Raw genomic sequence first — 20503 nt, forward strand, 5'->3', positions numbered from 1 at the left:
GCCTTTCTCCGGGTCAGTCTTGCGCCAGCAGGCGCGGGGCTAATTCCTTGAGGGCACGGCGGTAGACTTCTCGCTTGAAGGTCACGACCTGTCCCAGCGGGTACCAGTAGCTGACCCAGCGCCAGCCGTCGAACTCAGGCTTGCCGGTCAGGTCCATGCGAACCCGGTTCTCGTCCGATTGCAGGCGCAGCAGGAACCACTTCTGCTTCTGCCCGATGCACAGGGGTTGGCTATGGGTCCGCACCAGACGCTGCGGCAGACGATAGCGCAACCAGCCCCGGGTGCATGCAAGTATTTTCACATCCCGTTCCTCGAGCCCGACCTCTTCGTTCAGCTCGCGGTACAGCGCCTCTTCCGGCGTCTCACGGGGGTTGATGCCCCCCTGGGGGAACTGCCAGGCGTCCTGATTGATACGCCGAGCCCACAGCACCTGCCCGACCTCATTGGCGAGAATGATGCCGACATTGGGGCGAAAACCATCGGGATCGATCACGGCGAACAACCTCGCATACGCATGTTCCGGCATTGTTCCATAAAGCCTGTAAACGCGGCAATGCGGGCTTTTAGCGCAATGGGCAGGCCGGGGAAAAGTGGTTATTCTGGCCGCCCTCCGTAGTTTCGATTCAAGGTAAAAGACGTGCGCCTGGCCCTTTTCGATCTCGACAATACCCTCCTTGGCGGCGACAGCGATCACGCCTGGGGCGACTACCTGTGCGAACGCGGCATTCTCGACGGCGATGCCTACAAGAGCCGCAACGACGAGTTCTACCAGGATTACCTCGCCGGCCGCCTGAACATCACCGACTACCTGAACTTCAGCCTGGAAATCCTCGGCCGCACCGAGATGGCCCAGCTGGAGCAGTGGCACCGCGAGTTCATGCGTGATTGCGTCGAGCCGATCATCCTGGCCAAGGGCGAGACCCTGCTGGCCGAGCATCGCGCCGCAGGCGACAAGCTGGTGATCATCACCGCCACCAACCGCTTCGTCACCGGCCCCATCGCCGCGCGCCTGGGGGTCGAGACCCTGCTGGCCACCGAATGCGAGATGGAGAACGGCCGCTACACCGGGCGCACCACCGACGTGCCCTGCTTCCGCGACGGCAAGGTCACCCGCCTGGAGCGCTGGCTCGCCGAAACCGGCCTGAGCCTGGAAGGCGCCAGCTTCTACAGCGATTCGCTGAATGACCTGCCACTGCTGGAGCGGGTGACCCGCCCGGTGGCGGTCGACCCCGACCCCAAGCTGCGCGCCGAGGCCGAGCGTCGCGGCTGGCCGGTGATCTCCCTGCGCTGAGCCGCCTCAGAGCGAGAGCGGCTTGGCCACCATCAGGAAGAAGATGCCGACGAAGGCGATGAAGGCCGGCCAGCCCAGGATGAACCAGACCTTCATATAAAGGTGCGCCCTGGCCGGCAGTTCCCCGCCGTCGGCCAGCGCATCGCGCGCCATGTCGCGCACGCGGATCTGCAGCCAGACCACCGGCAACCAGCAGAGCCCGGCGAACACGTACAGGCCCACGCTCCACAGCAACCACACCTGGTTCAACGGCCAGCCCGCCAGCTTGGCCAGGGCCAGGCCGCTGAACGGCTGGAACACCGCCGTGGTGGCGATGAACAGCCAGTCGGCGGTGACCAGGTGGCGGAAGGTCACGGCGATCACCTCCAGCCGCTGGCTGCGCCAGGCGCGCAGGGCGTAGTAGGCCGAGCCCAGCCCGGTGCCGAACAGCAGGGTGGAGGACATGATGTGCAGGGTCTTCAGCAGCAGGTATAGGCTCATCCGGTTTTCCGTTGCGAGGGCTCCAGCCACAGCACCCAGAGGGTGGCGACCATGAGCACGAGGTTCTTGCCGACCGCAGCATAAGGGTCGGCCCAGTAGTGCGGAAGCAGCAGGCTGATCAGCAGCGTATAGGCCAGCATCAGGCCCAGTTGCGCGAGCAGCGCGTGGCGCCTCCAACGCCTTAGCAGCAAGCCGATGCCCAGCAGCGCATCCAGCAAGGCGCCGCCCACCACCGCCAGCGTGGCCAGCAGGCCGGAAACACCCATCTCCGCCATGATCCGCAGCCCCCAGTCGAACCCGGGGCCGAGGCAGACCAGTGCGGTGCCCAGCCAGATCAGCACCAGGGCCGCCAGCATCAGAGGATGCAGCCAGCCGTTTACCGCCCGGGCCTTCTGCGGCCAGGTGGAATCCAGGCGCTGGCCGAGCGCTGCCGGGCGATGGCCACTGAGCTGTTCCAACGGTGCGGCATCGCCCAGGTTGTCTTGCCGCGCCAGGGCCGGCAGTTGCGGGTCCAGCAGATGCAGGCGAGTGGCGACACCCACCAGTGGTCGTGGCAGCTGGATATAACGCGCCGGGGTCCAGCCCATGTGGGCGCGCAGGCGGTCGAGCAACTCGCTCTGGGTCAGCGCTTCGGGGCCGACCAGCTCCAGCACCCCAGGCTGTTCGGGCCAGTGCCGCAGCAGGGCCGCAACCGCGCCGACCAGGTCATCCACATGCAGCGGCATGCTCCGCGCCCGGGTATCCAGCAGGGGTGCCAAGGGCAGCGCGGCGAGGCGCTCCAGCCAGGCGCTGCTGACGCCACCCTCGCCCAGCACCAGGGACGGGCGCAGCACCACGGCGGGAATCCCCAGGGCCAGCAGGTGCTCGTCCGCCCGGGCCTTGCTGGCGAGGAAGGGCAACCCGCCCGCCTCACCCGCGCCCAGGGCGGAAAGCTGCAACACCGCTGCGCCGTGGCAGGCGGCGAGGTCGAACAGGGCGCAGGCGCCATCGGCCTGCACACGGGCCTGGCGCGCCAGGTCGCTGTCCAGCACACCGGCGGCGTTGATCACCAGGTCGATGCCATCGGGCCAGGGGAAGTGCTCGGGTTTTTCAGCCAGATGCTCCAGATCCAGCGGCTGCCAGACGACGCCGGGCAACTGCGGCCCAGTGCCCGAGCGGGAGGTGGCGACCAGGCTGTGGCCGCCGGCAGACAGGGCGCGCAGAAGGTGACGACCGATAAAGCCGCTGGCACCGACCAGCAGGATGCGCCTGGCCAAGCTCAGGCCGGCTTGGCCAGGGTCAGCACGAGGATGATCAGCAGCAACAGGAAGCCGACCGCGCCATAACCCAGGCTGAAACCAAGGAAGCGGCTGCGCGGGGCGGCGCTGGGCGCCTCCCCGGCATGCAGCACCAGCAGGCGCCGGGTGAAGGCCAGCCAGGCGATGCCGGCCAGCAGGTAGAGGATGGAGCTGCCCAGCACCCAGGTCAGGCCGAAGGGGATTTCCGCCAGGGCCAGCAGCCACCAGCCGGTGATCGGCAGGGCCACGCCCAGGGTCAGCAGCGCCGGCACGCCGAACAGCACGGATTGGCGCAGGCTCGGCGCCCAGCCACGCAGGCCGCCGTGCCAGGCACGCAGCACGAACCACAGCAGGCCGCCGGCAACGACGAACAGGAGGAAGGTCAGCAAGCCGTGAAGTATCTGCAGCATCAGGTAGTCATCCATTCCTTATCACTCCATCCGGGCGACGAGCAGAGTGTAGATGGCCGCCATCGCGGGCGGCCGCCGCCGTCAACCGAGGAACAGCCGATAGGCCGGGTTGTCGCTCTCGTCCCAATAGGGGTAGCCGATCTCTTCCAGCGCCGCGGGGATCAGGTGGCGCTCGTCCGCCGGCACCTGCAGCCCGGCCACCACGCGGCCGTCGGCGGCGCCGTGGTTGCGGTAGTGGAACAGGGTGATGTTCCAGCGCCCGCCCAGCTTGTTGAGGAAGTTGAACAGCGCGCCGGGGCGCTCGGGGAATTCGAAGCGGAAGACCGACTCGTCCTCCACCCGCGCCGCGTGGCCGCCGACCATGTGGCGGATGTGCAGTTTGGCCAGCTCGTTGTCGGTCAGGTCCAGCACCGGGAAGCCCTGGTCGCGCAGGCTCTGCACCAGCACCTCGCGTGGGTCGTTCTCCGGGTGGGTCTGCACGCCGACGAAGATGTGCGCCTCGGCATCGGTGTTGTAGCGGTAGTTGAATTCGGTGATCTGGCGCTTGCCGATGGCCTCGCAGAAGGCCTTGAAGCTACCCGGGCGCTCGGGGATGGTCACGGCGATGATCGCCTCGCGCTTCTCGCCCAGTTCGGCGCGCTCGGCCACATGGCGCAGGCGGTCGAAGTTGATGTTGGCGCCGGAATCGATGGCCACCAGGGTCTGCCCACTGCTGCCTTCGCGCTCCACGTACTTCTTGATCCCGGCCACGGCCAGGGCGCCGGCGGGTTCGGTGATGGAGCGGGTGTCGTCGTAGATGTCCTTGATCGCCGCGCAGATCTCGTCGGTGCTGACGGTGATCACCTCGTCCACGTGATCGCGGCAGATGTCGAAGGTGTGCTGGCCGATCTGCGCCACGGCCACGCCGTCGGCGAACAGCCCGACCTGGCCCAGCACCACGCGCTCGCCGGCGGCCATGGCGGCCTGCAGGCAGTTGGAGTCGTCCGGCTCGACGCCGATCACCTTCACCTCGGGGCGCAGGTACTTCACGTAGGCGGCGATGCCGGCGATCAGGCCGCCGCCGCCCACCGGCACGAAGATGGCGTCCAGGCGCCCCGGGTGCTGGCGGAGGATCTCCATCGCCACGGTGCCCTGGCCGGCGATCACGTGCGGGTCATCGTAGGGGTGGATGTAGACGAAGCCCTTCTCGTCCACCAGCTTCAGCGAATAGGCCAGCGCCTCGGGGAAGGCGTCGCCGTGCAGCACCACCTTGCCGCCCCGGGCGCGCACGCCCTGGACCTTGAGCTCGGGGGTGGTGCGCGGCATCACGATGGTCGCCTTGATGCCCAGCTCGCGGGCCGCCAGGGCCAGGCCCTGGGCGTGGTTGCCGGCCGAGGCGGTAACCACGCCGCGCGCCAGCTCCTCGGCGCTGAGCTGCGCCAGCTTGTTGTAGGCGCCGCGAATCTTGAAGGAGAACACCGGCTGCAGGTCCTCGCGCTTGAGCAGCACCTGGTTGCCAAGGCGTTCGGACAGGCGCAGCGCGGGTTGCAAGGGGGTTTCCACCGCCACGTCATAAACGCGCGAGGTGAGGGTCTTCTTCACGTAGTCTTCGAGCATCACGGCTTCACTGGCGGGGCTTGCGGGGATGGGCGAGTCTACCCCAGGGCTTCGTCGCCCGACCACAGAGAATGCGGGGTTTTGCCGCGCTGAACGGCTATAATCCGCGCCCTCGCATTTCCTTTCATACGTGGACCACCAGCATGACCCAGGACCAGCTCAAGCAGGCAGTCGCCCAGGCCGCAGTCGACCATATCCTCCCGCTGCTCGACAGCAAGAGCGTCGTCGGCGTCGGCACCGGCTCGACCGCCAACTTCTTCATCGACGCCCTGGCTCAGCACAAGATGGCCTTCGACGGCGCGGTCGCCAGCTCCGAAGCCACCGCCCAGCGCCTCAAGGGCCACGGCATTCCGGTCTATGACCTGAACGCGGTGGACGCCCTGGAGTTCTACGTCGACGGCGCCGACGAGAGCGACGCGCACCTGAACCTGATCAAGGGCGGCGGCGCTGCCCTGACCCGCGAGAAGATCGTCGCCGCCGTGGCACGTACCTTCATCTGCATCGCCGACGGCAGCAAGCTGGTGCCGGTGCTCGGCGCCTTCCCGCTGCCGGTGGAAGTCATCCCCATGGCCCGCAGCCACGTGGCGCGCCAGCTGGTGAAGCTGGGCGGCGACCCGGTCTACCGCGAAGGCGTGGTCACCGACAACGGCAACATCATCCTCGATGTGTACAACCTCTCGATCACCGACCCGGTGACCCTGGAAGCACAGATCAACGCCATCGTCGGCGTGGTCACCAACGGCCTGTTCGCCGCCCGCCCCGCCGACCTGCTGCTGCTCGGCACCGCGGAAGGCGTGAAGACGCTGAAGGCGTAAGAAACCGAGCCCGGCATGCAAGGTGCCGGGCTCCTGTCCTGCGACAACCCACCGCTCTCCGACGCCTAAACATCAAAATGCCATCAGGCATTCGCCTCTGATAGGCTCTGCGCCGCGAAATACCCTCCCCCCATCAAGGAATGCCATGAAGAAGGAAGCCTTCATCACGCTGTCGCTGTGCCTGCTGCTCAGTGGCTGCTTCGAAACCCCCGTCGAGAAGACCGACAAGGCCATCGGCCTGTACCGCCCCGAAACCACCGCACCGCAGCAGATGCAGGAAGCCCACGAACTGCTGGAAAGCGCTGCCGAGGACAAGGAGCCCCGCGCCCAGTACATGCTGGCCAAGATGTACGAACGCGGCGACGGCGTCGCACAGGACTTCAACAAGGCCTTCGAGCTCTACACCCAGTCGTCCCTCAACGGCAACGGTGATGCCTCCTACATGCTGAGCCGTTACCTGGAAGACGAGCAGTTCGGCCAGAAGGTCGACCTGCAGCAGTCGAAGGGCTTCCTGGAGAAAGGCGCCGCCCAAGGCTCCTACACCGCCAAGCTGCTGCTGGGCCTGGCCCTGCTCAACGGCAATGCCCCCTTCCAGCAGGACCTCGACAAGGCGGAGAGCCTGCTGCAGGAAGTCGCCGAGAAAGCCACCGTCGAAGGCCATTGCCTGCATGCCCAGCAGGGCCTGGCCACCCTGTATGGCGATGCCACCCTGGGCAAGCTCGACCAGGAAAAGGTCGTGAAAGCCTACGAATACCTGGCGCAGCACGGCCCTTCCGGCTACCCGTCGGTGCTGATGGGGCTGTTCGACGGCCACATCCCCACACTGGAGGATCCGGCCCGGCGCAAGGCGGTCTACGAGCAATACGGCCAGAGCAACGCCCAGGTGAAGATGCTTTATCTCGCCGGGGCCTTTGGCGAGGGTGAGGGTGCGCTCATCAGCGAGGCGGACTACCGCAAGCTGCTCGCTGACGCGTCCGCCAAGGGCGATCGCCTGGCATCGAGCCTGGGTTGCCGCATCTTCGCGCCGGGCCTGAAGCGCAGGAATGGTGGCGGGGACCCCGCACAGGCCGCGCAGGTACTGGCCTGGTGCGAAGCCGAAGCCCGGACAGGCGCCCCCTTCGGCCAGAGCAATACCGCCGCCCTCTACCTGCTCAAGGGCGAGCACAAGCAGGCGTTCATCTGGGCATCCATCGCCTTGGCAGAAGGCAACCGGGAGGGCGCGGCGATAGCCGTCCTGCTCGCCACTGCCGGATTCAAACCCACCCAGGCAGAAGTGAACGACCTGGTGCTAGAAGCGAAGGCACTGCATACGGACATCAAGACCGCCCAGGCCAACTACCGCGACAAGACCCTCAGCCTGCCCCTGGTCGAGCGTCCCTGGTACTGATCCCGGGCCACGGGGCGCTTCGACCACGAAGCGCCCCGTGGAGCACCGAGCGTCACTCCCCCGCCGGCTTGCTGAACCTGTAGAACAGGTTCGGCTCGCTGACCAAATACAGATTCCCTTCGTTATCCATCGCCACGCCCTCCGCCTGCGGCACGCCGCGGGTCAGGCCGTGCATGCCGCGCAGCAGCGACAGGCTGCTGATGGGCTTGCCGTCGGCGTTGATCTCCAGCACCAGCCGCGACTCGTCGGACAGCGCCAGCAGGTGGCCGCTGCGGTCGTCGTATTGCAGGCTGGAGAGGTCGCGGACGAAGAGCCCGGCATCGCGCTCGGGGTCGTCCACCACGTGCACCGCGAAGGGCTTGTCCGGGTTGCTGTGGGGGAAGCCGTGGATCTCGTAGATGCGCACCGGGTCGCGCTCCTTGGCCACGAACAGGCGCTGGCCGGCGGGGTCGTAGGCCAAGCCCTCGAAACCCTTGTTGCCGTTCAGACCGATGCCCAGGGACAGTTGCTGCGACTCGCTGGCGTCCAGCTGCGTGGTGTCCTCTTCCAGGCGCACCTTGACCAGGCGCTGCAGGCGCTCGTCGGTGATCACGTAGACGCCCTTGCTGATGTACTCGATGGCTTCCGGGTCGCCGAAGCCATGCAGGTCGATGCGCCGGACTATATGGCCGTCCAGGGACATCTCGATGATCTGCGGGCGCTGGTTGGTGACCGTCAGCAGGCTGTGGCGATCCGGGTCATAGGTGAGGGCCGAGACATCGTCGTCCAGCCCCTCGATGGGCTGTGCCTCGAGGGTCACCCGGTAGTCCGGCAGCCAGATCGAACGTTCGCGCCATTCCGAGGCGTGGCGCCATTCTTGCACGATGAACCAGCCACGCTCGAACAGGCGGAACTCCTGTGCGGCGATGCCAAGCACCAGCAGCACACAGAACAACAGGCCGGAAACCAGCCAACGGGGAGTCAGGAAGGATCGCATCGGGTCAAACTCTGGGATTCAGGGGCGCGCCGAGAATACAAGAGTGCGCCATTCTGATGCCTGAATCGAAACTTAATGCACAGGCCCATGCATTCTCCCGGCACCCCACCGTTACCAAAGGGGACGAACCATGGCGGCGCCATTGCTACCCGAACGGGTCATGACCACCCTGCACACCATTGCCCTGGCGGTGGAGAGCCTGGCCGAGGAAGTGCCGCGCCCGCGCCTGCTCGACGGCAGCGGCGTGGCCTGCAGCGACCTCGACACCCCCGACAAGCTCATCAGCCACGCCCAGGAGCTGCGGGTGTTCGCCAACGCCCTGAGCTGCACCCGCGACCCGGCGCTGGGCCTGTCCCTGGGCCTGCGCATGCACGTCTCGGCCTACGGCATCCTCGGCTACACCATGCTCGCCAGCCGCACCCTGCGCGATGCACTGAACATCGCCCTGGCCAACGCCTCGCTGCTGGGCAGCTACTTCACCCTGACCCTGGAAGAGGACGGCGCCGAGGCCCGCCTGGTCGCCACCGGCTACCGCTACGCGCCGGAGCTGATGGTGTTCAACAGCGAGCTGTGCCTGACCTCGCTGCTCACCGTGATCCAGGACCTGCTCGGCGAAGCAGTGCGCCCGCGCCGGGTGCGCCTGCCCTACCGACCGCCCCTGCACGCGGCGGCCTACACCGAGAAGCTGGGCTGTCCGGTGGATTTCGGCGATTCGCGCACGGCCCTCTGCTTCAACGCCGCACTGCTCGACCGCCCCCTGCCCCTGGCCGACCCGGTGACCTGCCACCACGGCCTGCAGCAGTGCCAGAAGCTCGATGCCCAGCTGACCAGCCGCCACGACGTGCTCGACCAGATCCGCGAGCACCTGGCCGGGCACCTGAGCGAGGCCAGCAACCTCGACCGCGTGGCCCGCAGCCTGCACCGCTCCGAGCGCACCCTGCGCCGCCACCTGCAGCGCCTCAACACCAGCTACCAGCGCCTGCTGGACGAGGTGCGCTACGACAAGGCGCGCCAGTTGCTGCTGCAGACCGACCTGCCCATCTACCTGATCGCCGAGCAGCTCGGCTATGCCGAGACCGCCAGCTTCCGCCACGCCTTCCAGCGCTGGAGCGGCCAGCCGCCGAGCCAGTACCGGCGCTGAACCGAGCGCCTCAGCGGTAGTAGGCGTCCCACAGCTTGTTGCGGAACTTGCCGCTCGGGTCCACCCGCTGCTTGAGGGCGAAATACTCCGGCGCCCGCGGGTAGGCGGCGAGGAACTGCTCGCGGGTGGCGTGGATCTGGTACGGCAGGTAGTAGGTGCCGTCGCTGGCCAGGGCCGCGTCGATCAGCTCCCGCGTCCAGGTGCCCACTGCCGCGCGCGCCTCCTCCGAGGTGCCCTGGCGGTAATAGAGCACCAGGGCGAAGGTGTCCCCCCGGGACCAGGCCAGCAGCGTGCCCGGGTCCGCCTTGGCGTGGCGGATGGAAATGTTCGCTACCTTCACCCGGTGCTTCTGCAGCACGTCGCGCATCCGGGCGATGAACACCTCCAACTGCGCCTCGGGCACGAAGTATTCCTGCAGCACGTAGCTGTAGTCGGCCCCGGAGATGGGTTGCAGCTCGCGCACATCCAGGCTGGCCTCGTGGTTGCGCCACTGCACCTGCTCGCCCCGGAAGTTCAGCGGGTCGAGCACCGCCTCGCGCAAGACGGCGCCGCTCTTGCTGGAGGCCGCACCGAGCGCGGCACGCATGACCTTGTAGTTGCGCTCCGCATCCACCAGCCGTTCTTCCACCGTGAGCGGCGCATCGGTGCGCAGGTAGGAAACGGCACGCACCGTCCTGTAGTCGTCGGTGTAGAGGATGCCGTTGTGCATGACCATGTCCGGGTTGCCCCGCACCTGCTCGGCGAAGAAGCGCCGGTATTGCTCCACCGGCATCACCTCGGTCTTGCGCGCCAGGCGGGTGTTCTCGGTCAGCGCCAGGGTCGCCTCGGCGATCACGCCGATACCGCCATAGCCACCGATGGCGCCATAGAAAAGCTCGCTGTTCTGCGTGGGGCTGGCCTCCACCATGCTGCCGTCGGCCAGCACCAGCAGGATGGACTTCACCGCCAGCACCAGCGGCCCCTGGCCGACATAGCGGCCATGGGCATTCACGCTCAGGGAGCCGCCCACGGTGAAGTTGGCATAGGACTGCATGATCTGCGGCGACAGGCCGTGGGGGTCGATGTACTCGAGCACCTGCCGCCAGGTGATGCCCGCCTGCACGCGAAGGGTCTTCTGCTGGGGATCGAAGGCGAGCACCCGGTTGAAGCTGCGCATGTCCAGTTGCAGCGCACGTTCGGTGGCGGTCTGCCCGCCCATGCTGAAGCGCCCGCCGCCAATGGCGATGGGGCCATCGTGCTCACGCACGGCGCGGCTGATCTCGTCCAGGGTGGTGGGCGCCAGCACCCGCTCCACCTCGATGGGGTTGAGGCCGGTGACGTCGTTGACGGTTTCGCCGGCCAGGGCGGGCCCCGCCGCCAGCAACAGGAGCAGCAACAGTCTGTACATGGGGAAATCCTTCTCCGTGGTTCGGTTGCACCGTGCCGACCCGGGGGCCGGCACGGTTTCCATCAAGGCCTGGGGACCAGCTTCAGCGTGCCCTGGGTGTTGGCTTTCACATCCTCTTCGCTCATGTGCATGGGCACGTACTCGCCCTCGACGTAGCGCTTGGCCTGGTCGTCGTAGTGGCGGTCGAAGACCACGCCGCTCTGCCCCACCGGGTTGATGCCGATGCCGTGGGCCGGGTCGGCCATGTCGATCAGGCGGCGGGTGGAGGGGCCATAGGCCACTTCCCAGGGTGCCGGGCCGACACGGTTGGACAGGTTGTTGGGCACCTCGTGGCCACCGGGGGCGGCGAAGGGGCCGACGTTGAACAGCTTGTCCAGGGGTTTCTGCATGCCCAGCGGGTGACCGTGGGTCAGCGTGTGGGCACGGCCCCAGGCCCATTTGGCGCTGTCGTCGCCGAGGGTCTTCTTCAGGTGGGCGAGGCTCGCCTGCCAGGCAGCCTTGACGGTATCGGCGCGGGTTTCGCGGGCGTCGGTGCTGCGGTCGTCCCACCAGGGCGAGTCGGCATCGGCGGCCAGGCGCGGCAGGGCCACGTCGAGCACGCGGGTGGACAGCAGGCTGTCGAAGAAGGCATCGCCCAGCTCGTCATGGAAGGCGCCACGGGCCAGCTCGTAGACCAGCTGTTCGGCGACGGTGGCGGCGGTGGAATCCAGCGGGTGGTCACCCTGCCAGGCGGCGAGCTGGTCCACCAGGGCACGCTCGGCATCGTCCGCCGCGGCGGCCCGCAGGTCGCCCAGCAGCGGGGCGAGCAGGCGCGGGCCGTAGCCGGTGGCGGTTTCCAGCTGCAGCGCGCGGCTGTTGTCCTGGTCCCACTTCACGTCCTTCTGCGCCAGCAACTGGTCCAGACGCTGGCCGCGGTCCGGCAGGTTGTAGTAGCCGGGGATGGCTACGCCTGTGGGCGACAGCGGCTGGAAGTTGGCCGAGACGATGTAGCCGCGCTCGGGGTTCTCCTCCTGGGGGTTGGCGCTGAAGGGCAGGTAGCCGGGCTTGTCCGCCTCGGCGCTGCTGCCGTCGAGGATGAAGGCGGGGTTAACCCCGTCCGGGCGCTGCGGCAGCTTGGCCGAGGCCCACCAGCCGATGTCGCCGGCGGCGTTGGCCCAGACCACGTTGAGGCCGGGGGCGTGGATCTTCTCGGCGGCGCTGCGGGCCTTGTCCAGGGTGTCGGCGCGGTTCAGCTGGTAGAAGGCGTCGAGGATCGGGTTCTCGGTTTCGAGGAAGGCCCACCACATGGCGATGGGCGTCTTGCCGGGGGTGGCACCGAGGGCGTCGTTGACGATGGGGCCATGGGGCGAGCGGCGCAGGGTCAGCTTCACCGGCTCGGCGTCCTTGACCTGGATGGTCTCCTCGCGGCTCTGCATGTCGACCCACTGGCCCTGGTACCAGACCTGGTTGGGGTTGTCCGGGTTGACCTTCTCGGCGACCAGGTCGAGGTCGTCGTTCTGGAACATGGTCAGGCTCCAGGCGAACTGCCCGTTGTGCCCCAGGGACGCGGTGGGGTTGAGCGCCTGGTAGTGGCCGTAGAGCTCGAAGCCGGGGTAGGAGGCCTGGGCCTCGTACCACACCGCCGGCACGGCGAAGCGGATGTGCGGGTCGCCGGCCAGCAGGGGCTTGCCGCTGGCGGTGCGGCTGCCGGACACGGCCCAGGCGTTGCTGCCCTCGAACTGCGGCAGGCCGGCTTCCACCAGGGCCTGGTGACTGAGGCGGGCGAGGCCGTTGAGGGCCTGCCAATCGCTGGCGGCGAGCTTCTGCCCGACCACGCCCTCGGGGTGCCAGTCGAGGTCGAAGACCTTGAGGTAATCGGCGCCCAGTTCGTCACGCACATAGGTCAGCACCGGCTCGGTGCGGAAGGCAGCGGCAAAGCTGTAGGCCATGTAGCCGGCGACCGAGAGGGTGTCTTCCACCGTGAAGGGGCGCTTGGGGATGCCCAGCAGGTCGAACTCCACCGGCGCCGGGCGGCTGTCCTGGTACTGGTTGATGCCATCCAGGTAGGCGGCCAGCGCCTTGGCGGAGGGGCTGTCCATGTCCATCTTCTTCGCGTAGACGGCGGCGTGCTGGCGCAGCTCCAGGGTGCGGAACATGCGGTCGGTGTCCACCAGGCGGGCACCCAGCACCTCGGCCAGCTCGCCACGGGCCAGGCGGCGCAGCATTTCCATCTGGAACAGGCGGTCCTGGGCATGCACGAAACCCAGGGCGCGGTACATGTCGGCCTCGTTGGCGGCCTGGATGTGGGGCACGCCACGCTCGTCGTAGCGGACGCTGACCGGGGCCTGCAGGTGGGCGATGGCCAGTTCGCCGTCGCGCAGGGGTTTCTTGCTCTGGGCGTACCAGGCGCCACCGGCGGCCACGGCGGCAACCACCACGGCAAGGACAGTCAGGGTGCGTTTCATGAAGGGATTCTCCTTGTTCTAGTGCCTGGCATTTTCCTCAGTGCCATGGAGCTCGGCATTGACCAAATACCGCAGAGCTGAAAGTCTTCGGTCAATTCAGAGAAACTCCCGATGCCCACGCCCGACGCCGACTCCGCCACCGCGCTGCCCCTGACCCATTCCCCCACCCTGCGCCGCCTGCTCTACGAGGCGCTGGGCGATCTCGGGCTGGACCCCGCCGATATCTACCGCCGCGTATTCCAGCACCGCCGGCATCTGTTCATGCCCGCCGACGGGCGCCTCAAGCACGACGATGCACCGCTGTTCTGGGAGGCCGCCGAAGTGATTACCGGCGACCGCGACATCGGCCTGCACCTGGGCGAGCAGATGAAACCACGCATGCTCGACGTGGTCGGCTACCTGCTGCTGGCCAGCCGCGACCTGCGCGAGGCACTGGACAGCTTCGTGCGCTTCCAGCACATCCTCTCCGGCGGTTTCGTCGCCCAGCTGGACGTGCGAGGCGAGCAGGCGCGCCTGGTGATCGACCTCAACTACACCGGCGTCGCGCCGCTGCGCCAGCAGATGGAGTGCCTGGCGCTGCTGTTCATCAAGCTGATGAAGTCGATCACCGACGACGAGTTCAAGGTCGACGCCCTGGAGTTCCGCCACGCCCAGCCGCGCCGGCTGGTGGAGCACCGCCGCCTGTTCGGGCTGCAACCCACCTTCGGCTGCCCGCACGATGCCCTGCTGTTCCCCAGCAGCCTGTTGCGACGCCCCTCGCGCACCGCCAACCCGCAGATGCATGCGCTGCTCTGGCAGCACGCCGAGGCGCAGCTGGGCGAGCTGGCGGAAAACCAGCTGCTCAACCGCCTGCACTACCTGCTGGGCGTGCGCCTGGGCCAGGCGGACTGCTCCCTGGCCGCCTGCGCGGCGGAGCTGGGGCTGGCCCCCAGCGCCCTGCAGCGGGCCCTGGCCGAACAGGGCAGCAGCCTGCGCAAGGCGCGCGATGCGGTGCGCCAGTCCCGCTCGCTGGAACTCCTGGCCGGGGGCATGCCGATCCGCGAGGTGGCACGGGCCTGCGGCTTCGCCGAGCTGTCGCCCTTCTACCGGGCCTTCCGCCGCTGGCACGAGATGACGCCGGAAGCCTATCGGCAGCGGCTGCAGGGCACGACCGGCACCGGAACCCGTGCGATTCGCCACGGCTGATCTAGCCTTGGGGAGGGCCTGGAGGTGCGATGAACAGAATCATTGCGGGGTGCCTGCTGGCAGGATGCTGCGGGGTGGAAGCGGCGGAGCCCGTGAAGATTTGTCTCGGCGATGGCAACGAGTGGCCGCCCTATACCTACTGGGAGCGCCATGACGGCAAAATCGACCACACCCGCCTCAGCGGCTCGGCGACCACCCTGGTGCTGACGGCGCTGCAACGCCTCGATCTTCCCTATGAGCTGCACTACCTGCCCTGGGCGCGTGTGCAGCAGGAGCTGGCCGACTTCGCCCGCTCCGGTCACTGCGAGGTGACCTGGGACGCCAGCTACACCGAGGAGCGCGCAACCTTCGCCCACTACAGCGAGCCGCTCTACCGCACGCGCCTGGGCCTGTTCTATTCCACCCGGCGCTTCGCCGAGGCACCGGCGGTCACCGACGCCACCAGCCTGGCCAACTATCGGGTGTGCGGGGTCATCGGCTACAACTACGCGCCCTACGGCATCACCCAGGACGTCCTGCGGGTGAAAAGCGTGCAACAGAACCTGGGGTTGCTGCAGCTGCAACGCTGCGACTTCTTCCCCAGCGAGATCGAACCGCTCTACGGCGGGCTGTCCCTGGGGGCCTACCAGGGCGACGAAACGCTGCGCCATCTCGAGCTGCCGGCGAGCAAGGCCTTCTACCTGCTGGTGAGCAAGGGTTCGCCACGGGGGGCGTCGTTGAGCCAGGCGCTCGACCGGGAGTTGCAGACCCTGCGTAACAGCGGCGAGGCCGAGGCCATCTTCCGCCGCTTCCAACCGTCCGCGCTAAGCGCTCAGCCCGCCGGTGCCCAGTCGCAGTAGCAACCCACCGCCAGGGTGTGGGTGGCGTCCACCGGGCGGCCATCCTGCAGCGCCTCGAGGATGGGTTCGATGAAGCTGTTGGCCGAGTTGCACACCGCCCCTTCGCTGTAGGGGCCGAAGTAGGCCAGGCGGCCTTCGCGGTCCCAGATGCCGACGGCGGGGGTGGCTGGGATGGCCGCGGCACCGGGCAGCTCGGCGAGCAGGGTCATGCGTTGCAGGTTCTGCGGCAGCTGGCCCTTGCTCCCCGGTTTCTGCACGGCATAGAAGGCCACGCCCCGGTCGGCGAAGCGCTCGATCAGCTCGCCCAGGTGCTGCTGGTTGCCGACGTTGCAGGGGCAGGCGGGGTCGAAGAAATGCACCAGGCGGATCGGCCCCGGCCCGGCCAGTTCGGCGGGCAGTTGCAGGCCATCGCCGGAGAACAATGTGGTGCGCTCGCTGAACGGGCGGACGAAGCGCGCGTCGTACCAGCGGTAGGCGGCGACCATGGCGATGATCCAGGCGATGACGAGCAGACTGGCGAACAGGGTTCTACGGGAAGGCGAGCGCATGGGGAGAGACCTTTTGCAGGACGCGTAGCTTGCCACGACGCGCCCCGCAGCTGAATATCGGCAACCTTCATCGCCGGCCGCCCTGCACCCGGCCACTGCCCCGTTCGAATGGATACCCCCGATGCCAGACGCCTTCCAGCCCGATCAACTGCGCTCGCTCCTGCGACCCTTGGCCGCAGCGGCACCCGACCTGCAGTTGGCCGGCCTCTACCGGGCCTTCTACGGGCTGGACTTCTCGGCGCGGATTCCCGGCGTGCAGACGCGCCTGGGGGTGATGCAGGTGGAGTCCTACACCCTGGCCACCCAGGCCTGGTGGCCGGTGCAGCCGCGCGCGACCCTGGTGCTGCTGCACGGCTACTACGACCACATGGGCCTGTACCGCCACGTGATCGAGTGGGCGCTGGGACTGGGCCTGGCGGTGATCGCCTGCGACCTGCCGGGGCATGGGCTGTCCAGCGGCGCCCGCGCCAGCATCCTCGACTTCGCCGAATACCAGGCGACCCTGCGCGGCCTGCTGGCCGAGGCGCGGACGCTGGACCTGCCGCAGCCCTGGCACCTGGCCGGGCAGAGCACCGGCGGCGCGATCATCCTCGACTACCTGCTGACCGGCGCCCCCGAGGCCTGCATCGGCGAGACCCTGCTGTTCGCGCCCCTGGTACGCCCGCGCGCCTGGGGCTGGTCGAAATTCAGCTACCGCATGCTCAAGCCCTTCGTCGAAAGCATCCCGAGGCGCTTCAGCGTCAACTCCAGCGATGCCGAGTTCATCGACTTCGTCCACCACCACGACCCGCTGCAGCCGCAGAACCTGCCCACCGCCTGGGTTGGCGCGCTGTCGCGCTGGGTGCCGCATATCGAGGCGGCGCCACGCTCATCGCGCCGCCCGCTGGTGATCCAGGGCGATGGCGACATGACGGTGGACTGGCGGCACAACCTCAAGGTGCTGGACGACAAGTTCGCCCAACCCGAGGTGCTGATGCTGGAGGGGGCCGGGCACCACCTGGTGAACGAGGCGCCGGCCTATCGGGAGCGTTACTTCGCCTTCCTGCGGGAACGCCTGGGGTACTGAGCCAGGCCCGCAGCGGCGGGCTAGTAGCTCTGCTGCGCGGGCGCCAGGCTCGCGGCATCCTGGCCCACAGCCAGGCCGGCGCGCACGGCGGCCAAGGCGGCCTGGTAATAGGCCTTGCCCTCGCCGGACTCGGCGAAAGTGACGAACTCTTCCAATTCCGGATCGGACAGGTCGCGATAGACGTAGAGCAGGGTGTTGTCGAGGTCGTTGCTGATCTGCTCCATCACCCGCTGGCGCTGGCTGTCGAGCAGGCCCTGGGCCTGGCCGCCACCGAGCAGGCCGGGGAGCATCTGGCTGAGGCTGTCGGCTGCCACGCCCGCCAGGGCCAGGCTGACCTCGGCACCGGCTTCCTTGGCCGGCAGCGCCTGGGCCAGGTGGCGCACCTGCAGCCGGCGGGTGGCGCTGGCGTCGATACGCGGCAGGCCGTTGGCGTTCTTCGCCAACTGGTCGCGGCGGGTGGCGAGCACTTCGGCGGCGATGATCTTGCGCCCCAGCGGCGACTGGAAGAAGCCCAGGGCCGGGCGCGGGTCGTTCAGTGCGTTACGCAGGGCGGCCTGGGCGCGCTGGTCGATGGCCTGGGCCTGGAAACGCTGGTTGCTGTTGTTCACCAGGGCCTGGTAGACGGCCGGCGGCAGGGTCTTCTGGTAGCGCTGCTGGGCCGCCGTCAGGGCATCGTTGAAGTGCGCCCGCTGTTCCGGCCAGCCCGCCGCCTGGTACAGGCTGGCGTGGTCGTCGGCCAGCGCCGGCAGACCGATGAGCAGGAAGGTGACGGCAAGAAGCAGGCGCATGGTGACTCCTGGAGGGCGCGATCCGGTGTTGTTCTAGACCCGGGGCTGCAGGTTCGGTTCGGTCGGGGTGCGGGCTGCATGGGCGGAGGGCACGGCGGCTGGGGCTCCGGCCATGGTGGCGCGGGGGCTATTCTCCGTGCTGGCGGGCGGGCTTGTCGAGGAGCTGAGAAGGCCTCGTCATAAATTTATCCGAACGCTGTAGGCGGCCTTCTGCGGCCTGATTAGAATGCGCCGACCATGCCGAATCCCGACGCTTTCATCCCCTTCGAGCCCATCAGCGACGACGTTGCCCAGCGAGGCTGGTCGTTGCAGCCCGGCGCCATCGCGGCCGACCTGGTCGCCGCCCTGGCGCGGGAATGCCGCGCCCGTTCGGCGGCCGGCGAGCTGAGCCCGGCGGGCATCGGCCGGGGCGATGGCCAGCAGGTGCGCGAAGGCATCCGTGGCGACCGCATCGATTGGCTGGAACCCGGCCAGGCCGCGCCCTGCGACCACTACCTGGAGCTGATGGACGCGCTGCGCCTGCGGCTGAACCGCGAGCTGTTCCTAGGGCTGGAGGATTTCGAGGCGCATTTCGCCCTCTATCCGCCGGGGGCGTTCTATCAGAAGCACCTGGACCGCTTCCGCGACGACGATCGCCGTGCGGTCTCGGCGGTGCTCTACCTCAACCCCGACTGGCAGCCCGGCGAAGGCGGCGAACTGCGCCTGTACCTGGCCGACGGCGCCACCCACGACGTGCTCCCCGAAGCCGGCACCCTGGTGGTGTTCCTCTCCGGCGACCTGCCCCACGAGGTGCTGCCGGCCAGCCGCGAGCGCCTCTCCCTCACCGGCTGGTTCCGCCGCCGCGGTGACGGCCCGCTCTGAGCCGCCCGGGGCCTTAGTGGCCCCAGACCTTGAAGGTGCCGCGCAGGTCGACGATGTCGCGGATCTCGATATTGCCCAGGCTGCTGTCGCCCACGTACATGTCGCTGCTCACCCGCATGCGGATGCGCTGGGCGGGCAGGCCCGACTGGATCAGCTGGTTGTTGATGGTGGTCAGGTCCGGCAGGGTGAGAACCATCTGGTCCTTGCCGCTGGCGTTCTTCACCACATCGACCATCAGGGTCGGCTGGTCGATGTTGAAGATCGGCAAGGTCAGGCCGAGCTGCGCCGGGCCCAGGGCGAAACTGCCACCGGCGCCATTGGGGCAGGCGCTGGGGCTGTCGCAGCCGTTGTCGATGCGGATGTTGCGCAGCGAGACGCTGTTGCCGCTGTCGGTCCAGCTGAGCTTGTCGATGCGCGCCATCACGTCCAGGCGGATGCTGATGCCGGCCTGGCCGGTGACGTCGGAAAGCTGCTGGTTATCGAGTGTTTCCATGGCTGCCTGGCTGGAGGCGCAGAACAGCAGGGCGGTGCAGGCGAGGAGCGGGATCGTTCTTGTTATGGGCATGGCGGCTGTCCTTCGCGGGTTGGCCGCCGCAGTCTGGGGAGCCCCTTGCCGCTGCGCCAGTGCCCCTCGCCGCTTCCCGCCTAAGGATGGGCCAGCCAAAGACTGGTGCGGCGCCAGGAACTTCACGGGTGTTACGCGCGGTGACCCTGGCAGCGACGCGGAGTAGGCTGGCAGCCTTCGAGGAGTGATTCATGCAGAAGATTCTGGTCAGCCGCTGCCTGCTGGGGCAACGGGTGAGATACGACGGCGGCGCCCACGGCCCCTATGACCTGCTGCAACGCTGGCAGGACGAAGGCCGGGTGGTACCGGTCTGCCCCGAAGTGGCGGGCGGCCTTCCCACGCCCAGGGCGCCGGCGGAGATTCCGGGCGGCCAGGGCACGCAGGTGCTGGAGGGGCTGATCCCGGTCGTCACCGACACGGGCGAGGACGTTACCGGGGCCTTCGTCGCCGGGGCCCGTATCGCCCTGGAGCTGGTGCGTCGCCATGGCATCGGCGTGGCGCTGTTGAAGTCACGCAGCCCTTCCTGTGGCAACGAAGAGGCCTACGACGGCACCTTCAGCGGCACCCGCGTGCCCGGCGAAGGCGTGACGGCGGCGCTGCTGCGCGCCGAAGGCGTGCGGGTGTTCAACGAAACGCAGCTTGAGGCCGCAGCCGCCTGGCTGGCGGCGCGGGAAGCCGCAGCAGACGGTTAGGGCTGCTCGGGGTCTGCTTCGGGCTTGGATTCGGGCTGGGGCGATGGCTGCGGCTTCTCGCTCTCCGACGCCGCCTGGGAAGGCGCCTGGCCCTCCAGCCACTTGCGCGACAGCTCGTCCAGACGCCCGCTACTCTTGAGCTTGTTCAGGGCATTGTTGAGGGCGCTGCGGAACGCCGGGTTCTCCTTGAGGAAGGGGATCGACTGCTCCTGCGGTTCCTGCTCGGTACTCTCCGTGCTTTTGTCCTGGGCCTGGCTGGGCGCCAGCGACTGGGTCAGCCCGCCGCTGTCGACGCCGCCGGCGATCTGCTGGCCGCCACCAACGCCATAGGGCTCGCTGAACTCCAGTTGCTGATCATCACGGGCGGCCTGGGCCTCGCGGCTAAGCACGATGTCTACACTGCCACTGCGCAGGCCATCGAGCAGCTTGTCGCGCGGCACGGGGATGAAATCCGCCTTGACGTTGAGCTCATCGGCCAGGGCGTGGCCAAGCTCCACCTCATAGCCGGTGAGCTTGTCGTCCTGTCGGAAGCTATAGGGCGGCGCGTCGTCCACCAGGGCGATCCGCAGGCTGCCACGCTCCCAGACATCGTCGATCAGGTCGGCCCGGGCCAGCGGCGCGGCGACCAGGGGAAGGAGAGCGAGCAGGCAGTGCAACAGGCGCATTTCAGGTAAACCTCTGGTTCTTCTTGATCGATGACCCGGGACGGTGGGTTCAGCGTAGACACAACCGGCAACGTCGGCCGCTGAACCTAA

The 20503-nt window shown here is 68.0% G+C and carries 21 protein-coding genes; 9 read left to right on the forward strand and 12 right to left on the reverse strand.

Features of this window, described 5'->3' with window-relative positions; genetic code table 11:
* Positions 1-13: 13 nt before the first annotated feature.
* Positions 14-493: an RNA pyrophosphohydrolase gene (locus RTW82_RS01705; protein WP_081672122.1), complete on the reverse strand. Its 480-nt coding sequence runs from the start codon at positions 491-493 to the stop codon at positions 14-16.
* 144 nt (positions 494-637) lie between these two features.
* Here RTW82_RS01705 and RTW82_RS01710 point away from each other — a divergent pair, with 144 nt between their 5' ends.
* Complete coding sequence (locus RTW82_RS01710) at positions 638-1291, forward strand: HAD family hydrolase (RefSeq protein ID WP_316924069.1); 654 nt, start codon at positions 638-640, stop codon at positions 1289-1291.
* A gap of 6 nt (positions 1292-1297) precedes the next feature.
* Here the strand turns inward: RTW82_RS01710 and RTW82_RS01715 are convergent, their stop codons facing one another.
* The 4 genes from RTW82_RS01715 to ilvA form a co-directional block, all read right to left on the reverse strand.
* A complete protein-coding gene (locus RTW82_RS01715) occupies positions 1298-1771 on the reverse strand; it encodes a DUF2269 family protein (protein ID WP_021218303.1) in 474 nt (157 codons plus the stop codon).
* Complete coding sequence (locus tag RTW82_RS01720) at positions 1768-3027, reverse strand: SDR family oxidoreductase (protein ID WP_316924070.1); 1260 nt, start codon at positions 3025-3027, stop codon at positions 1768-1770. The genes RTW82_RS01715 and RTW82_RS01720 overlap by 4 nt, the downstream gene beginning before the upstream one ends.
* 2 nt (positions 3028-3029) lie before the next feature.
* On the reverse strand, positions 3030-3473 hold the full coding sequence (locus RTW82_RS01725; protein ID WP_316924071.1) for a DUF2269 family protein: 444 nt from the start codon (positions 3471-3473) through the stop codon (positions 3030-3032).
* 66 nt (positions 3474-3539) lie between these two features.
* Positions 3540-5084, reverse strand: a complete 1545-nt coding sequence (ilvA, locus tag RTW82_RS01730; RefSeq protein ID WP_316924337.1) for a threonine ammonia-lyase, biosynthetic — start codon at positions 5082-5084, stop codon at positions 3540-3542.
* A 113-nt stretch (positions 5085-5197) separates the two neighbouring features.
* On the opposite strand from ilvA, the gene rpiA reads away from it, so the two are divergent.
* Together rpiA and RTW82_RS01740 are read left to right on the forward strand one after the other, a co-directional pair.
* Entirely contained in the window at positions 5198-5869 is a 672-nt protein-coding gene (rpiA, locus tag RTW82_RS01735) for a ribose-5-phosphate isomerase RpiA (protein ID WP_043245808.1), read from the forward strand.
* 145 nt (positions 5870-6014) lie between these two features.
* The gene (locus RTW82_RS01740) at positions 6015-7256 is read left to right on the forward strand and encodes a tetratricopeptide repeat protein (protein WP_316924072.1); all 1242 of its coding nucleotides are present in this window, start codon (positions 6015-6017) and stop codon (positions 7254-7256) included.
* Positions 7257-7308: 52 nt separating this feature from the next.
* On the opposite strand, the gene RTW82_RS01745 is transcribed toward RTW82_RS01740, so the two are convergent.
* Positions 7309-8232 (reverse strand): SdiA-regulated domain-containing protein, encoded by a 924-nt coding sequence (locus tag RTW82_RS01745; RefSeq protein ID WP_316924073.1) that lies wholly within the window; start codon positions 8230-8232, stop codon positions 7309-7311.
* 160 nt (positions 8233-8392) lie between these two features.
* Between RTW82_RS01745 and RTW82_RS01750 the strand changes: the two genes are divergently transcribed.
* On the forward strand, positions 8393-9373 hold the full coding sequence (locus RTW82_RS01750) for an AraC family transcriptional regulator (RefSeq protein WP_021218297.1): 981 nt from the start codon (positions 8393-8395) through the stop codon (positions 9371-9373).
* A 10-nt stretch (positions 9374-9383) separates the two neighbouring features.
* Here the strand turns inward: RTW82_RS01750 and RTW82_RS01755 are convergent, their stop codons facing one another.
* The gene (locus RTW82_RS01755; protein ID WP_316924074.1) at positions 9384-10760 is read right to left on the reverse strand and encodes an FAD-binding oxidoreductase; all 1377 of its coding nucleotides are present in this window, start codon (positions 10758-10760) and stop codon (positions 9384-9386) included.
* Positions 10761-10822: 62 nt separating this feature from the next.
* Entirely contained in the window at positions 10823-13204 is a 2382-nt protein-coding gene (locus RTW82_RS01760; protein ID WP_316924075.1) for a penicillin acylase family protein, read from the reverse strand.
* 111 nt (positions 13205-13315) lie between these two features.
* Between RTW82_RS01760 and RTW82_RS01765 the strand changes: the two genes are divergently transcribed.
* Complete coding sequence (locus RTW82_RS01765) at positions 13316-14389, forward strand: AraC family transcriptional regulator (RefSeq protein ID WP_316924076.1); 1074 nt, start codon at positions 13316-13318, stop codon at positions 14387-14389.
* A gap of 29 nt (positions 14390-14418) precedes the next feature.
* Positions 14419-15228, forward strand: a complete 810-nt coding sequence (locus RTW82_RS01770) for a transporter substrate-binding domain-containing protein (RefSeq protein ID WP_316924077.1) — start codon at positions 14419-14421, stop codon at positions 15226-15228.
* Here RTW82_RS01770 and RTW82_RS01775 read toward each other — a convergent pair.
* Positions 15201-15776 carry a DUF6436 domain-containing protein gene (locus RTW82_RS01775; protein ID WP_271659664.1) on the reverse strand — a complete coding sequence of 192 codons (576 nt, stop codon included), beginning with the start codon at positions 15774-15776 and terminating at the stop codon, positions 15201-15203. The two genes, RTW82_RS01770 and RTW82_RS01775, sit on opposite strands and share 28 nt — an antisense overlap.
* A gap of 121 nt (positions 15777-15897) precedes the next feature.
* On the opposite strand from RTW82_RS01775, the gene RTW82_RS01780 reads away from it, so the two are divergent.
* Positions 15898-16842, forward strand: a complete 945-nt coding sequence (locus RTW82_RS01780; RefSeq protein WP_316924078.1) for an alpha/beta hydrolase — start codon at positions 15898-15900, stop codon at positions 16840-16842.
* 20 nt (positions 16843-16862) lie between these two features.
* Here the strand turns inward: RTW82_RS01780 and RTW82_RS01785 are convergent, their stop codons facing one another.
* The gene (locus tag RTW82_RS01785; protein WP_263401608.1) at positions 16863-17630 is read right to left on the reverse strand and encodes a hypothetical protein; all 768 of its coding nucleotides are present in this window, start codon (positions 17628-17630) and stop codon (positions 16863-16865) included.
* 237 nt (positions 17631-17867) lie between these two features.
* Here RTW82_RS01785 and RTW82_RS01790 point away from each other — a divergent pair, with 237 nt between their 5' ends.
* On the forward strand, positions 17868-18491 hold the full coding sequence (locus tag RTW82_RS01790; protein WP_263401607.1) for a 2OG-Fe(II) oxygenase: 624 nt from the start codon (positions 17868-17870) through the stop codon (positions 18489-18491).
* A 13-nt stretch (positions 18492-18504) separates the two neighbouring features.
* Here the strand turns inward: RTW82_RS01790 and RTW82_RS01795 are convergent, their stop codons facing one another.
* Positions 18505-19056 carry a DUF6160 family protein gene (locus RTW82_RS01795; protein WP_316924079.1) on the reverse strand — a complete coding sequence of 184 codons (552 nt, stop codon included), beginning with the start codon at positions 19054-19056 and terminating at the stop codon, positions 18505-18507.
* 191 nt (positions 19057-19247) lie between these two features.
* Between RTW82_RS01795 and RTW82_RS01800 the strand changes: the two genes are divergently transcribed.
* Positions 19248-19748, forward strand: a complete 501-nt coding sequence (locus RTW82_RS01800; RefSeq protein ID WP_316924080.1) for a DUF523 domain-containing protein — start codon at positions 19248-19250, stop codon at positions 19746-19748.
* On the opposite strand, the gene RTW82_RS01805 is transcribed toward RTW82_RS01800, so the two are convergent.
* On the reverse strand, positions 19745-20413 hold the full coding sequence (locus RTW82_RS01805) for a substrate-binding periplasmic protein (RefSeq protein WP_316924081.1): 669 nt from the start codon (positions 20411-20413) through the stop codon (positions 19745-19747). The genes RTW82_RS01800 and RTW82_RS01805 overlap by 4 nt on opposite strands.
* Between the last annotated feature and the right edge of the window lie 90 nt (positions 20414-20503).

This window comes from Pseudomonas sp. zfem005 (genome assembly GCF_032621735.1).
Lineage (GTDB): Bacteria > Pseudomonadota > Gammaproteobacteria > Pseudomonadales > Pseudomonadaceae > Metapseudomonas > Metapseudomonas solani.

Bases quoted from the DNA above. Each gene is read 5' to 3' on its own strand.
- RTW82_RS01750 (WP_021218297.1), top strand. From the start codon at position 8,393: ATGACCACCCTGCACACCATTGCCCTGGCGGTGGAGAGCCTGGCCGAG.
- RTW82_RS01805 (WP_316924081.1), bottom strand. From the start codon at position 20,413: ATGCGCCTGTTGCACTGCCTGCTCGCTCTCCTTCCCCTGGTCGCCGCG.
- RTW82_RS01785 (WP_263401608.1), bottom strand. From the start codon at position 17,630: ATGCGCCTGCTTCTTGCCGTCACCTTCCTGCTCATCGGTCTGCCGGCG.
- RTW82_RS01780 (WP_316924078.1), top strand. From the start codon at position 15,898: ATGCCAGACGCCTTCCAGCCCGATCAACTGCGCTCGCTCCTGCGACCC.
- RTW82_RS01745 (WP_316924073.1), bottom strand. From the start codon at position 8,232: ATGCGATCCTTCCTGACTCCCCGTTGGCTGGTTTCCGGCCTGTTGTTC.
- RTW82_RS01760 (WP_316924075.1), bottom strand. From the start codon at position 13,204: ATGAAACGCACCCTGACTGTCCTTGCCGTGGTGGTTGCCGCCGTGGCC.
- RTW82_RS01715 (WP_021218303.1), bottom strand. From the start codon at position 1,771: ATGAGCCTATACCTGCTGCTGAAGACCCTGCACATCATGTCCTCCACC.
- RTW82_RS01770 (WP_316924077.1), top strand. From the start codon at position 14,419: ATGAACAGAATCATTGCGGGGTGCCTGCTGGCAGGATGCTGCGGGGTG.
- RTW82_RS01755 (WP_316924074.1), bottom strand. From the start codon at position 10,760: ATGTACAGACTGTTGCTGCTCCTGTTGCTGGCGGCGGGGCCCGCCCTG.
- rpiA (WP_043245808.1), top strand. From the start codon at position 5,198: ATGACCCAGGACCAGCTCAAGCAGGCAGTCGCCCAGGCCGCAGTCGAC.
- RTW82_RS01795 (WP_316924079.1), bottom strand. From the start codon at position 19,056: ATGCCCATAACAAGAACGATCCCGCTCCTCGCCTGCACCGCCCTGCTG.
- RTW82_RS01765 (WP_316924076.1), top strand. From the start codon at position 13,316: ATGCCCACGCCCGACGCCGACTCCGCCACCGCGCTGCCCCTGACCCAT.
- RTW82_RS01725 (WP_316924071.1), bottom strand. From the start codon at position 3,473: ATGGATGACTACCTGATGCTGCAGATACTTCACGGCTTGCTGACCTTC.
- RTW82_RS01775 (WP_271659664.1), bottom strand. From the start codon at position 15,776: ATGCGCTCGCCTTCCCGTAGAACCCTGTTCGCCAGTCTGCTCGTCATC.
- RTW82_RS01740 (WP_316924072.1), top strand. From the start codon at position 6,015: ATGAAGAAGGAAGCCTTCATCACGCTGTCGCTGTGCCTGCTGCTCAGT.
- RTW82_RS01800 (WP_316924080.1), top strand. From the start codon at position 19,248: ATGCAGAAGATTCTGGTCAGCCGCTGCCTGCTGGGGCAACGGGTGAGA.
- RTW82_RS01790 (WP_263401607.1), top strand. From the start codon at position 17,868: ATGCCGAATCCCGACGCTTTCATCCCCTTCGAGCCCATCAGCGACGAC.